This is a genomic window from Amycolatopsis sp. NPDC051758, assembly GCF_044453095.1.
Lineage (GTDB): Bacteria > Actinomycetota > Actinomycetes > Mycobacteriales > Pseudonocardiaceae > Amycolatopsis.
The window spans coordinates 410,245-423,751 of the sequence record NZ_JBITCJ010000003.1 but is presented as its reverse complement, the minus strand read 5'-3'; the positions used below and the strand labels follow the sequence as shown (position 1 = coordinate 423,751).

Here is a 13,507-nt window from a genome sequence, read left to right as displayed (position 1 = left end):
CGTGAACGAGATCGGGAAGTTCCTCGCGGAGAATCCGATGGCCGCCGTGATCGCGGCCGGGGAAATCGGGTTCTGGGTGTTCATCGTGGCCGGGCTGGCGGTGCGCTACGCGCTGCACGCCCGGCGGGCGTCGGTGGTGCTGCTCGCCATGGTGCCGGTGGTCGACGTCGTGGTGCTGGTGGCGACCGTGATCGACCTGGCCGGTGGGGCGAAGGCGAACTTCACCCACGGTCTCGCCGCCGTCTACCTGGGCTTCAGCGTCGTGTTCGGGCCGAGCATGGTCCGCTGGGCCGACGCGCGGTTCGCGCACCGGTTCGCCGGCGGGCCGCCCCCGCCGCCCAAGCGGTACGGGCGGGAGAAGCTGCGCCACGAGTGGCGCGAGTTCGGCAAGTGCGTGCTGGCCTGCGGGCTGGCCGCGGTGGCGCTGCTGGCGGCGATCTACGCGATCGGCACGCCGGAGCAGGTCGCGCCGCTGTGGGGCTGGTTCCCGCGGCTGGGGGTGCTGGCGGCGATCTGGCTGGCCACCGGGCCGATCTGGGAAGAGCTCTTCGGCAAGCGCGAGCCGGCCCGCGAGGTGCGGCGATGACCGAGCTGCTCGGGATCCTGCTGGTCGTGCAGGGCGGCGGCGGGCTGCTCAACCGGCTGCTCGGCGCGAACTCGCCGAGCTGGTTCGTCCAGCTGCACCTGCTGCCGCCGTCGCTGCACATCGTGGCGAGCGTGGTGATGCTGCTGGCCGGCGCGGCGGTGCTGTTCGCGGGACGGGCCCGGAAGAGCCCGGGCTGAGGGCCGCCGGCTCAGGGTGACGTAGTCCGGTGTGGATGGCGCGAACGGCCGGGCACCGGAATGCTGGGGCCCGTGCCCGACGACATCCCCGCCCGCAGCGCCCTGCACCGGCTCGCCGACCGCTACGGCGTCGCCACCCGGTACGAGAACTCCGACCAGGTCTGGGTCGAGGTGGCCGACGACGTCGTCGTCGCGATCCTGGGGCAGTTCGGCGTCGACGCGACCAGTGACGAAGCCATCGCCGACGCGCTGACCGCCAAGGAAGCCCCGGCCGCGCTGCCCCCGACGATCGTCGTGACGGAAGGCACCACCCACCCGCTGGGGACCGCCGCCGAGGTGGTGCTCGAGGACGGCACGAGCCGGCACGTCGAGTCGGAGCTGCCCGCGGACCTGCCGCTCGGCTGGCACCGGGTGGTCACCGCCGAGCAGGACGTCGTGCTGGCCGTCGTGCCGGCGAAGCTGCCGGAGGTGCCGCCCGCGTGGGGCTGGATGCTGCAGCTCTACGCCCTGCACTCGGCCGGCTCGTGGGGCATCGGCGACTACGGCGACCTCGCCACCTTCGCCGCCCGGTCGGCCGCCGAGCTGGACGCGGGGGTGCTGCTGGTCAACCCCGTCCAGGCCGTCAGCCCGGCCCACCCGGTGGAGCGCTCGCCGTACTCGCCGGCGAGCCGCCGCTTCGCCAACCCGATCTACCTGCGGGTCACCGCCACCGAGACCTTCGCCCGAGCCGACGCGGCGACGCAGGAGGCCGTCACCTCCCTGGCCCCGGACCGCGACGGTGAGCTGATCGACTACGACGCCGTCTGGACGGCCAAGCGCGCCGCGCTCGAGCTGCTGTGGCCGCACCACGTCGAAGAGCCGCCCGAAGACGGCGACCTGCGGGACTTCGCGCTCTTCTGCGCCCTCGCCGAGCGGCACGGCGCGGACTGGCGCGACTGGCCGGAACCGCTGCGTGACCCGGCCGGGCCCGAGGTCGCGGAAGCGCGCGAAGAGCTCAAGGAGCGGGTCGAGTTCCACGCGTGGCTGCAGCACCTCTGCCGGGTGCAGCTGGAAACGGCCCGCAAGGAAGCGCGTGCCGCCGGGATGACCGTCGGCATCGTGCACGACCTGCCGGTCGGCGTGCACCCCGGCGGGGCCGACACCTGGGCGGTGCGGGACGTCTTCGCCGCCGACGTGCGGGTCGGCGCGCCGCCGGACGCGTTCAACCAGCAGGGCCAGGACTGGAACCTGCCGCCGTGGCGGCCGGACAAGCTGGCCGAGGCGGGTTACGCGCCGTTCCGGGACGTCATCCGGGGGGTGCTGCGCTACGCCGACGGCATCCGCGTCGACCACATCGCCGGGCTCTGGCGGCTGTGGTGGATCCCGCCGGGCGAGCCCGCGCACCGCGGCACGTATGTCCACTACGACGCCGAGGCGATGGTCGGCGTGCTCGCGCTGGAAGCGCACCGGGCCGGCGCGGTGGTGGTGGGGGAGGACCTCGGCACCGTCGAGGACGTCGTCACCGAAACCATGCACGAACGCGGCATGCTCAGCTCGGCCGTGCTGTGGTTCGAGCGCGACTGGGACGCGCCGGGGCAGCCGTTCACCCGCCCCGCGGACTGGGACCCGGACGCGATGGCCAGCATCTCCACGCACGACCTGCCGACGGTCTCCGGCTGGCTGGCCGCCGAGCACGTCCGGGTGCGCGCCGAGCTGGGGCTGCTCGACCGCGACCCCGAAGCCGAAGCGGAGTCGGCCGCCGCCGAACGTGAAGCTTTGTTCGAACTTGTTGCCCGGGAAGGGATTCCGGCCGGCGACCCGGTCGTCGCGCTGCACACCCTGCTCGCGGAAGCCGCGTCACGCCTGGTGCTGACCTCGCCGGCCGACGTCGCGGGCCAGGTGCGGCAGCCGAATCTGCCCGGCACGGTCGACCAGTACCCTAACTGGCGGATTCCCCTTCCCGTCAGCGTCGACGGCTTCTTCACCGCGAAGGGAGTGCGCGCCGCGGTCGCGCCGCTCGCAGCGGCGCGTCCCCTGCCCGGGTAACGGGTACCCGGTGACGCACGACCCCCAGTGATGCGTGTCCGTGAAACGCGGACGCGCCCGGCACGACCCGTGAAAGCTCGAGGAGACACCAGTGCGGCCCTGGCCCGGAACGCCCTACCCGCTCGGCGCCACCTACGACGGAGTCGGGACGAACTTCGCCCTGTTCTCCGAGGTGGCCGAGCGCGTCGAACTGTGCCTGTTCGACGCCGAGGGCAAGGAGACGCGGTACTCGCTCGAAGAGGTCGACGGTTTCGTCCACCACGGTTACCTGCTCAACGTCGGCCCGGGGCAGCGGTACGGCTTCCGCGTGCACGGCCCGTACGACCCGGCGCGCGGCCTGCGGTGCAACCCGAACAAGCTGCTCATCGACCCGTACGCGAAGGCCGTCTCACACGGCGTGAAGTGGGACGAGTCGCTGTTCGGCTACCAGTTCGACAACCCGGAGGAGCGCAACGACGAGGACTCGGCGGGGCGCGTGCCGTACTCGCTGGTGGCGAACCCGTTCTTCGACTGGGGCAACGACCGCCAGCCGAAGCGGCCGTACAACGAGACGGTCATCTACGAGGCGCACGTCAAGGGCATGACGGTGAACCACCCGTTCGTGCCCGAGCCGCTGCGGGGCACCTACGCCGGGCTCGCGCACCCCGCCGTCGTGGAGCACCTGCAGAAACTCGGGGTGACGGCGGTGGAGCTGCTGCCGGTGCACCAGTTCGTCTCCGACCACGGCCTGGAGGAGAAGGGCCTCACGAACTACTGGGGTTACAACACGATCGGGTTCTTCGCGCCGCACGACGCGTACGCGGCGATGCCCGGCGAGGGCGGCCAGGTCCAGGAGTTCAAGGGCATGGTCAAGGCCTTCCACGAGGCCGGCATCGAAGTGATCCTCGACGTGGTTTACAACCACACCGCGGAGGGCAACCACCTCGGGCCGACCCTGTCGATGCGCGGCATCGACAACGAGGCCTACTACCGCTTGGTCGAGGGGGAGCCGGAGTACTACATGGACTACACCGGCACCGGCAACTCGATGAACGTGCGCAACCCGCACACGTTGCAGCTGATCATGGACTCGCTGCGGTACTGGGTGACCGAGATGCACGTCGACGGCTTCCGGTTCGACCTCGCTTCGGCGCTGGCGCGCGAGTTCTACGACGTCGACCGGCTGTCCACGTTCTTCGACCTGGTTCAGCAGGACCCGATCGTGAGCCAGGTGAAGCTGATCGCCGAGCCGTGGGACGTCGGGCCCGGCGGGTACCAGGTCGGCAACTTCCCGCCCTTGTGGACGGAGTGGAACGGGCAGTACCGCGACACCGTCCGTGACTTCTGGCGCGGCGAGCCGTCGACGCTGGGGGAGTTCGCGTCGCGGATCACCGGTTCGTCGGACCTCTACCAGGACGACGGCCGCCGCCCGTACGCGTCGATCAACTTCGTCACCGCGCACGACGGCTTCACGCTGCGGGACCTGGTGTCCTACAACGAAAAGCACAACGAGGCCAACGGCGAGGACGGCCGCGACGGCGCCGACGACAACCGGTCGTGGAACTGCGGGGTCGAGGGCGAGACCGACGACCCCGAGGTGAACGAGCTGCGCATCCGCCAGCAGCGCAACATGCTCGCCACGATCCTCCTGTCGCAGGGCGTGCCGATGATCCTGCACGGCGACGAGATCGGCCGCACCCAGCAGGGCAACAACAACGTCTACTGCCAGGACTCCGAGCTCGCCTGGATGGACTGGGAGCTCGCCAAGGAGAACGCCGACCTGGTGCGGTTCACCGGCGGGGTGACGGCGTTCCGGCACGCCCACCCGGTGTTCCGCCGCCGCCGGTTCTTCCAGGGCGGCCCGGTCGGCAAGGGTGACAAGCTCGGCGACATCGCCTGGTTCACCCCGGCCGGCGAGGAGATGACCGAGCAGAACTGGGACGACGGCTTCGGCAAGGCGGTCGTCGTCTTCCTCAACGGCCAGGCGATCACCGACCTCGACCCGCGCGGGATGGGGGTGTCGGACGACTCGTTCCTGCTCGCGTTCAACGCGCACTACGAGGACATCGACACCACCCTGCCGGGCAACGGGTACGGCGAGGCCTGGACGGTCGTGATCGACACCGCGACCGGCGAGGTCGAGCCCCACGACGCGGAACCCATCGAGGGCGGCGGCAAGCTCACGCTCCCCGCCCGCTCCCTGATCGTGCTGCAGCGGACGGAGCCCGAATGACGGTGCCGGAGTCGACCTACCGGGTGCAGCTGCGCCCGGAGTTCTCCTTCAGCGACGCGGCGGAGATCGCCGGGTACCTGCGTGAGCTGGGCGTCGGGGCGCTCTACGCGTCACCGGTGCTGGACGCGGCGCCCGGCTCGACCCACGGTTACGACGTGGTCGACCCGACGCGCGCGCGGCCCGAGCTGGGCGGCGAGGCGGCCCGGCAGGAGCTGTCGAAGCGGCTGAAGGAGGCCGGGCTGGGCCTGGTCGTCGACATCGTGCCGAACCACATGTCGGTCGAGGTGCCGAAGGTGAACCGCTGGTGGTGGGACGTGCTGAAGCACGGCCGCGGCTCCGAGTTCGCCGCGTTCTTCGACGTCGACTGGGACCGCGGCCCGATCCTGCTGCCGGTCCTCGGTGCCGACGACGCGGTGTCGGAACTGACCGTCGACGGCGATGAGCTCGTCTACTACGACCACCGCTTCCCGCTGGCCCCCGGCACGGAAAGCGGGACGCCGCAAGAGGTCCACGAGCGGCAGAGTTATCGCTTGATCGGCTGGCGCCGCGGCAACGCGGAGCTGACCTATCGCCGGTTCTTCGACATCACGAACCTGGCCGCGGTCCGCGTCGAGGACCCGACGGTGTTCGCCGAGACGCACGGGGAGGTCCTGCGCTGGGTCGCCGACGGTGACGTCACGGGTCTGCGCGTCGACCACCCGGACGGGCTCGCCGACCCCGGTGGTTACTTCCGGCGGCTGCGGGAGAGCGCGCCGAACGCGTGGATCGTGGCGGAGAAGATCCTGCACCCGGGGGAGCCGCTGCCGCAGAGCTGGCCGGTCGACGGCACCACCGGCTACGACGCGCTGCGCGAGATCGCCGGCGTCTTCGTCGACCCGGCCGCCGAGCCCGACTTCACCGTGCTGGCCACGGAACTCGGGGTGAAGACCGGCTACCACCGCGTCGAGGCCGAGGCCCGGCGCCTGGTCACCGACCACATCCTGGTGGCCGAGGTCCGGCGGATCGCGGCGCTGCTGCCCGACGTCGATCCGGAGCAGGCCCGGCAAGCCGTCGCCGAGACGATGATCGCCTTCCCCGTCTACCGCTCGTACCTCCCCGAGGGCGCGGCGCACTGGACGGCCGCGATCGACGGCGCCCGCCGGGCCCGGCCCGACCTCGCCGACGCGCTGGTCCTCCTCGACGCCCACGTGCGCCGGAACCCCGGCAGCGAGCTGGCCACCCGGATCCAGCAGACGTCCGGCATGGTCGTGGCCAAGGGCACCGAAGACACCACGTTCTACCGCTACACCCGCTTCGCCGCGCTGAACGAGGTGGGCGGCAACCCGGACCGCTTCGGCCTGGACGTCGAGGAGTTCCACCGGCTGGCCGCGGCGCGCGAAGCCGGGCACCCGGCGTCGATGACCACGCTGACCACCCACGACACCAAGCGCTCGGAGGACACCCGCGCGCGGATGGCCGTGCTCGCGGAGGTGCCCGGCGAGTTCGCTGCCGCCGTCCGGCGGTGGACCGCGCGCCGCGGCATCAACGAGCCGTCACTGAACCTCCTGGCGTGGCAGACGCTGGTCTCGACCTGGCCGATCGAGCCGCCGCGGCTGCGCGACTACCTGGACAAGGCGGCGAAGGAGGCCAAGCTCCGCACCAGCTGGACCGACCACGACGAGGAGTTCGAGGCCGCCGTCGCCGCCTGGCCCGAAGACGTCATGGACGACGCCGAGCTCGCCGCCGACATCGCGGACTTCGTCGCGCGGATCGAACGGCCGGGCTGGTCGAACTCGCTCGGCCAGAAGCTGGTGCAGCTGACCGCGCCCGGCGTCCCGGACGTCTACCAGGGCACCGAGCTGTGGGACTTCTCGCTGGTCGACCCGGACAACCGCCGTCCTGTCGACTACGCGGCCCGGCGCGAGATCCTGGCGCGCGTGACCGACGGCGAACTCCCGGACGTCGACGCGTCGGGCGCCGCGAAGCTGCTGGTGGTGCACAGGGCGCTGAAGCTGCGCCAGGAGCACCCCGCGCTGTTCCGCGGCTACCGGCCGTTGCGGGCCGAGGGTGCCGCGGCGAAGCACTGCCTGAGCTTCACGCGGTCGGCGGACCTGGTCGTCGCGGTGACCCGGTTGCCGATCGGTCTCGAGGCCGACGGCGGCTGGCGCGACACCGTGCTCCCGTTGCCGGCCGGGCGCTGGACCGACGTCCTGACCGGCCGCGAAGCGAGCCCGGACCTGGCCACCCTGTTCGGCCGTTACCCCGTCGCGTTGCTGGTGCGAGGAGACGCATGAGGTTCAGCCTGTGGGCTCCGTCGGCCCGCCGGGTCCGGGTCACCGTCGACGCCGGGGTGCACGAGATGACCGCCGGTGAGGGCGGCTGGTGGCACGCCGACGCCGAGGGTGTCAACTACGCCTTCCTGATCGACGACGACAAGAAGCCGCTGCCCGACCCGAGGTCGCGGTGGCAGCCCCACGGCGTCCACCAGGAGTCGCGCGTCTACGACCACGCCGAGTTCGACTGGACCGACGACGCCTGGCACGGGCGGCAGCTCGCCGGCGGGGTCGTCTACGAGCTGCACGTCGGGACGTTCACCGAGGGCGGCACCTTCGACGCGGCGATCGACCGGCTCGACCACCTCGTCGACCTCGGCATCACGCACGTCGAGCTGCTGCCGGTGAACTCCTTCGACGGCACCGCGGGCTGGGGTTACGACGGTGTCCTCTGGGGCGCGGTCCACGAGCCCTACGGCGGGCCGGACGGCTTCAAGCGGTTCGTCGACGCGGCCCACGCGCGCGGCCTGGCCGTGGTGCTCGACGTGGTCTACAACCACCTCGGGCCCTCGGGGGCCTACCTCGACCGGTTCGGGCCGTACTTCGCCGGGCAGAACGACTGGGGTCCGGGCCTGAACCTCGACGGGCCGGGCTCGGACGAGGTCCGCCGGTACGTCGTCGACAACGCGCTGAGCTGGTTCCGCGACTTCCACGTCGACGCGCTGCGCCTGGACGCCGTGCACGCGCTGCTCGACCGGCGGGCCGTCCACCTGCTCGAACAGCTCGCCGTCGAGGTCGAGTCGCTGTCCTCGGCGCTGAACCGGCCGCTGACGCTGATCGCCGAGTCCGACCTCAACGACCCGAAGCTCGTCACGCCCCGCGAGCGCGGCGGGTACGGCCTGCACGCCCAGTGGTCGGACGACTTCCACCACGCGCTGCACGTCAAGCTCACCGGTGAGACGTCGGGTTACTACACCGACTTCGCCGCGCAGGACGCGGTCGAGCGAGTGCTGCGCGAGGTGTTCTTCCATGCCGGCACCTGGTCGTCGTTCCGCGAGCGGACCCACGGCCGCCCGGTCGACACCAAGACCGTGCCCGGTCACCGCTTCCTCGCCTACCTGCAGAACCACGACCAGATCGGCAACCGCGCGACCGGCGATCGGCTGTCGGCCACCGTCCCGGCGGGCCGGCTGGCCTGCGGCGCGGCGATCCTGTTCTGCTCGCCGTTCACACCGATGGTGTTCATGGGGGAGGAGTGGGCGGCGAGCACGCCGTGGCAGTTCTTCGCCTCCTTCCCGGACCCGGAGCTGGCCGAGGCCGTCCGCACCGGCCGCCGTCGCGAGTTCGCGCGGCACGGCTGGGGCGAGTCCGACGTGCCCGACCCGATGGACCCGGCCACCGTGGAGCGCTCGCGGCTCGACTGGGCCGAGGTGGACGCGCCCGGGCACCGCGAAATGCTCGAGCTGTACCGGACGTTGATCCGGCTACGCCGCGAACACCCGGAGCTGGCCGGCCCGTGGACGCCTGACCTGCGGGTGGACGCCGCGCCGGACGGTTCTTGGCTCGTGCTGCACCGCGGCGGCCTGCGGCTGGCCGTCAACTTCGGCCCCGGCCCGGTCACGCTCCCGCTGGGAGCCACCGCGACCCTGCTGACCTGGGGAGAGTCCGGCGTGGAGGGCGGCGCCGCGCAGCTGCCGCCGGACGGTTTCGTTCTGGTCGAGACCCGGTAACCCCGGAAGCACACCGCGCGCGAAGCGGCCCGCATCTGGGACGATTCAGGAATGGCCACACGACCCTCCGCCGATCACGTCCTCGCCGGGCGCCCCTTTCCGCTCGGCGCCCACCCGGAGGCCGGCGGCGTGCGGTTCGCGATCACGTCCGCCGTCGCGGACGCCGTCGACCTGTGCCTGATCGACGCCGACGGGTCCGAACGCCGGATCGCGCTCACCGAGCGCACCTTCGGCGTCTGGCACGGCCTGGTGCCGGGGGTGACGCCGGGGCAGCGCTACGGCTACCGCGTGCACGGCCCGTACGACCCGGCCCGCGGCCTGCGGTGCAACCCGCACAAGCTGCTCGTCGACCCCTACGCCCGGCAGATCACCGGCGGCCTCACCGACTTGCGCGCGGCGCAGGGCTTCACCGGCGACCCCGACCGCGGCGCGATGTCCACTGTGGACTCACTGGGCAGTGTGCCGCTGTCGGTGGTCACCTCGCCCGGCGGGCCCGACACCGGGGCCCACCCGGAGGTGCCGTTCGAAGAGGCGGTGGTCTACGAACTGCACGTCAAGGGGTTCACGAAGCAGCACCCGTTCATCCCGGAGGCGCTGCGCGGCACCTACCTCGGCCTGGCCCACCCGGTGGCGATCGAGTACCTGACCCGGCTCGGCGTCACGTCGGTGGAGCTGCTCCCGGTGCACTCGTTCCTCGACGAGCCGTCGCTGCTGCGGGCCGGGCGGCACAACTACTGGGGGTACTCGCCGCTCGGCTTCTTCGCGCCGCACGCCGCCTACGCCAGCGAACCGGGCCACGAGGTCGAGGAGTTCCGGCTGATGGTGGCCGCGCTGCACGCGGCCGGCATCGAGGTGATCGTCGACGTCGTGTTCAACCACACCTGCGAGGGCGGGCCGGACGGGCCGACGCTGAGCTTCCGCGGGCTGAACGCGCCGGTGTACTACCTGCACACCGAGCGTGGCCACATGGCCGACATCACCGGCTGCGGCAACACCCTCGAGGCCGGCTCGCCGACGGTCGTCCGGCTGGTCACCGACTCGCTGCGGTACTGGACGCAGGAGCTGGGGGTCGACGGTTTCCGGTTCGACCTGGCCAGCACGCTCGGCCGGCCGCGCGGCGGCCCGTTCGACGACGCCTCGACGCTGCTCACCGCGATCACCACCGACCCGGTGCTCTCGCGCTGCAAGCTGATCGCCGAGCCGTGGGACGCGACCGGCGAGGGGTACCGCGTCGGCGGCTTCGGCGCCCAGTGGGCCGAGTGGAACGGCCGCTACCGCGACACGATCCGTGACTTCTGGCGCGGCGCGACCGGCGTCCGCGACCTCGCCTACCGGCTGTCCGGCTCGTCGGACCTCTACGACCACAACCTGCGCCGGCCGTGGCAGTCGATCAACTTCATCACCGCCCACGACGGCTTCACGCTGCGGGACCTGGTGTCCTACAACGAAAAGCACAACGAGGCCAACGGCGAGGACAACCGCGACGGCACCAACGACAACCGCTCGTGGAACCACGGCGCCGAGGGGGACACCACCGACCCGGCGATCCGCGCGCTGCGGACCCGGCAGGCGCGCAACCTCTTCGCCACCCTGCTGCTGTCCACCGGCACGCCGATGCTCACCGCGGGTGACGAGTTCTGGCGGACCCAGCGCGGCAACAACAACGCGTACTGCCTCGACGACGAGACGTCCTGGTTCGACTGGACGCCGGACGACCCGGAGGCCGAGGCCATGCTCGCCTTCGCCCGCCGGGTGGTGCGGCTGCGCGCGAGCAGCCCGGCGCTGCGGCAGCCGGAGTTCTTCGAAGGCCGGACGACGCCGACCGGCAAGCCGGACCTGATCTGGTTCCGCCCGGACGGCGAGGAGTTCGGCGAGAACGACTGGTTCGAGGACCGCCGCACGCTGGGCATGTGGATCGACGGCTCGAACAGCCAGGCGCGCAACCGCGAGGGCGCGCTGGTGCCCGACCACTCGTGGCTGCTGTGGATGCACGCCGGCGACGCGCCGACCGAGGTCGTCCTCCCCGGCCGGGAGTACGGCGAGACGTTCAAACCGACGCTCGACACCAGCACCGCCGACGGCAGCCCGGCGACCCCGGGCGCGCTCGAGGCCAAGAGCCGCGTGACGCTCCAGTCCCGTTCGCTCCTCCTGCTCCGCGCCCCGCGCCTGGCCGCGGAACACCCCACCGAAGGCCCCTGACGAACCGGACGACACGCGCACCTGGACAGACGACACGCGAGTCGTCCATCTGCGTACGCGTGTCGTCCATTCGGGTACGGCTGGTGGCCGTTCGGGTCCGCGTGTCGGCCGTCGCGGTGCGTCCCCGGGTCGCCGCGCGGGCGTAACCTGCCGGACATCCGCCGGAAATTCGTTGCGGCGAAAGCGTTTCGTCCGGGGAAGCCTGGGTACACCGCAAGAGAACCCTGCCTCGTGGGCGCTTGATCGAGTCGGGCAGACTGACGTTGCCTGCGTCCAACTGACACACCGAGGGGCGTGCCCATGACCGGCCGGCTCGGCATCGATGACGTCTCCCCCAGCGTGAGCTGCGGCCGGTATCCGGCCAAAGCCGTTGCGGGGGAACACATTCCGGTCACCGCGACCGTCTGGCGCGAGGGTCACGACGCCGTCGCGGCCACCGTCGCGTGGCGCGGTCCCGGCGACCGCCTGACGCGCCAGACGAGGATGGTGCCGCGCGGTCCCGACCACCCCGACGAGTTCGCCGCGGTGGTCGTCCCGGACACCACCGGGATGTGGACCTACCGCATCGACGCCTGGGGTGATCCCTGGGCGACGTGGGAGCACGCCGTCGAGGTGAAGGTCGCCGCCGGGCAGGGTCCCGAAGACCTCGCCAACGACATCGAGAACGGCGCCCGGCTGCTGGAGCGCGTCTCCCGCCGCCCGGACCGCCGCGCGGAAAAGGCGCTGCTGACCGGCGCGGTGACGGCGTTGCGCGACGGGACGCGCAGCCTCGCCGAGCGTGTCGGGCCCGCGCTGTCACCCGAGATCCGCCAGCTCATGCACGAGTTCCCGGTGCGCGAGCTGATCACCAAGGGCAAGCCGCACAAGCTGTGGGTCGACCGCCGGCGGGCCGCGTACGGCTCCTGGTACGAGCTGTTCCCCCGCTCCACCGGCGGGCTCGACGCCGAGGGCAAGGCGGTGCACGGCACCTTCACCACCGCCGCGGCCGCGCTCGACCGGGTCGCGAAGATGGGCTTCGACGTCGTCTACCTGCCGCCGATCCACCCGATCGGCCGGGTCAACCGCAAGGGCCCCAACAACACCCTCGACGCGACCCCGGACGACGTCGGCTCGCCGTGGGCCATCGGCGCCGACGAGGGCGGGCACGACGCGATCCACCCGGACCTCGGCACCTTCGACGACTTTGACGCCTTCGTCGCCCGGTCCGAAGAACTCGGCATGGAGGTGGCGCTGGACTTCGCGCTGCAGGCCGCGCCCGACCACCCCTGGGTGCTCAAGAACCAGGAGTTCTTCACCACCCGCCCGGACGGCTCGATCGCCTACGCGGAGAACCCGCCGAAGAAGTACCAGGACATCTACCCGATCAACTTCGACAACGACCCCAAGGGCGTCTACGAGGAGATGCTGCGGGTCATCACGGTCTGGATCGACCACGGGGTGAAGATCTTCCGGGTCGACAACCCGCACACCAAGCCGCCGGACTTCTGGGCCTGGCTGATCCAGTCGGTGAAGGACGCCCACCCGGACGTCCTGTTCCTCGCCGAGGCGTTCACCCGCCCGGCGCGGCTGTGGGGCCTGGCCCGGCTCGGCTTCACCCAGAGCTACACCTACTTCACCTGGCGGACCGGCAAGCAGGAGCTGATCGACTTCGCCGTGGACCTGCGGGACCACTGGAACGAGGGCCGGCCGAACCTGTTCGTCAACACCCCGGACATCCTCCACGAGTCGCTGCAGCGCGGCGGCCCGGGCATGTTCGCGCTGCGGGCCGCGCTCGCCGCGACGATCTCGCCGACGTGGGGCGTCTACTCGGGCTACGAGCTGTTCGAGCACGTCCCGGTCCGCGAGGGCAGCGAGGAGTACCTCGACTCCGAGAAGTACCAGCTTCGCCCGCGTGACTTCGAGCGCGCGCTCGCCGAAGGCCGGTCGCTGGAGCCGTGGATCGCGAAGCTGAACGCCGTCCGCCGTGCGCACCCGGCGTTGCAGCAGATGCGCACCCTGCACTTCCACCACGTCGACAACGACGCGCTGCTGGCCTACTCCAAACAGGACCCGGCCACCGGCGACACCGTGGTCACCGTCGTCACCCTCGACCCGTACGGGCCGCAGGAGGGCACGCTCTGGCTCGACACCGGGGCGCTGGGCTTCGAGGCGCACGAGCGGCTGATCGCGCACGACGAGGTCACCGGCGACACCTGGGACTGGGGCCAGGCGAACTTCGTCCGGCTCGAGCCGTGGCGGGCGGTGGCCCACGTGGTGTCGGTCCGGCGGCGGCTGGCCGGGTAGCAGGGAAGGAACGGATCGAGGAC

8 protein-coding genes are annotated in these 13,507 nt (G+C 71.7%); all 8 read left to right on the top strand.

The features are described from left to right. The first annotated feature begins 1 nt into the window (after position 1). The 8 genes from ACIA5G_RS17330 to ACIA5G_RS17295 all read left to right on the top strand — a co-directional run bounded on the left by ACIA5G_RS17330 (position 2) and on the right by ACIA5G_RS17295 (position 13,484). Positions 2-586 (top strand): hypothetical protein, encoded by a 585-nt coding sequence (locus tag ACIA5G_RS17330; protein ID WP_395924096.1) that lies wholly within the window; start codon positions 2-4, stop codon positions 584-586. Next, complete coding sequence (locus ACIA5G_RS17325) at positions 583-783, top strand: hypothetical protein (RefSeq protein WP_395924094.1); 201 nt, start codon at positions 583-585, stop codon at positions 781-783. The genes ACIA5G_RS17330 and ACIA5G_RS17325 overlap by 4 nt, the downstream gene beginning before the upstream one ends. Before the next feature lie 60 nt (positions 784-843). After that, positions 844-2,808 carry a 4-alpha-glucanotransferase gene (gene malQ / locus ACIA5G_RS17320; RefSeq protein ID WP_395924092.1) on the top strand — a complete coding sequence of 655 codons (1,965 nt, stop codon included), beginning with the start codon at positions 844-846 and terminating at the stop codon, positions 2,806-2,808. Between the two features lie 91 nt (positions 2,809-2,899). Continuing rightward, positions 2,900-5,020, top strand: a complete 2,121-nt coding sequence (gene glgX / locus ACIA5G_RS17315; RefSeq protein ID WP_395924090.1) for a glycogen debranching protein GlgX — start codon at positions 2,900-2,902, stop codon at positions 5,018-5,020. Further along, positions 5,017-7,293, top strand: coding sequence for a malto-oligosyltrehalose synthase (gene treY / locus ACIA5G_RS17310; RefSeq protein ID WP_395924088.1), 2,277 nt, complete (start codon positions 5,017-5,019; stop codon positions 7,291-7,293). Before glgX (ACIA5G_RS17315) ends, treY begins: the two co-directional genes overlap by 4 nt. Further along, the gene (treZ, locus tag ACIA5G_RS17305) at positions 7,290-9,002 is read left to right on the top strand and encodes a malto-oligosyltrehalose trehalohydrolase (RefSeq protein ID WP_395924086.1); all 1,713 of its coding nucleotides are present in this window, start codon (positions 7,290-7,292) and stop codon (positions 9,000-9,002) included. Before treY ends, treZ begins: the two co-directional genes overlap by 4 nt. A 51-nt stretch (positions 9,003-9,053) precedes the next feature. Continuing rightward, positions 9,054-11,201, top strand: a complete 2,148-nt coding sequence (gene glgX, locus ACIA5G_RS17300) for a glycogen debranching protein GlgX (RefSeq protein WP_395924084.1) — start codon at positions 9,054-9,056, stop codon at positions 11,199-11,201. Positions 11,202-11,501: 300 nt separating this feature from the next. Then, positions 11,502-13,484, top strand: coding sequence for a maltotransferase domain-containing protein (locus ACIA5G_RS17295; protein WP_395924082.1), 1,983 nt, complete (start codon positions 11,502-11,504; stop codon positions 13,482-13,484). The last annotated feature ends 23 nt before the right edge of the window (positions 13,485-13,507 follow it).

What these genes read in the sequence shown, in the direction of transcription:
- ACIA5G_RS17325 (WP_395924094.1), top strand. Translation starts at nt 583, where the DNA reads ATGACCGAGCTGCTCGGGATCCTGCTGGTCGTGCAGGGCGGCGGCGGG.
- malQ (WP_395924092.1), top strand. Translation starts at nt 844, where the DNA reads ATGCTGGGGCCCGTGCCCGACGACATCCCCGCCCGCAGCGCCCTGCAC.
- treY (WP_395924088.1), top strand. Translation starts at nt 5,017, where the DNA reads ATGACGGTGCCGGAGTCGACCTACCGGGTGCAGCTGCGCCCGGAGTTC.
- treZ (WP_395924086.1), top strand. Translation starts at nt 7,290, where the DNA reads ATGAGGTTCAGCCTGTGGGCTCCGTCGGCCCGCCGGGTCCGGGTCACC.
- glgX (WP_395924084.1), top strand. Translation starts at nt 9,054, where the DNA reads ATGGCCACACGACCCTCCGCCGATCACGTCCTCGCCGGGCGCCCCTTT.
- ACIA5G_RS17295 (WP_395924082.1), top strand. Translation starts at nt 11,502, where the DNA reads ATGACCGGCCGGCTCGGCATCGATGACGTCTCCCCCAGCGTGAGCTGC.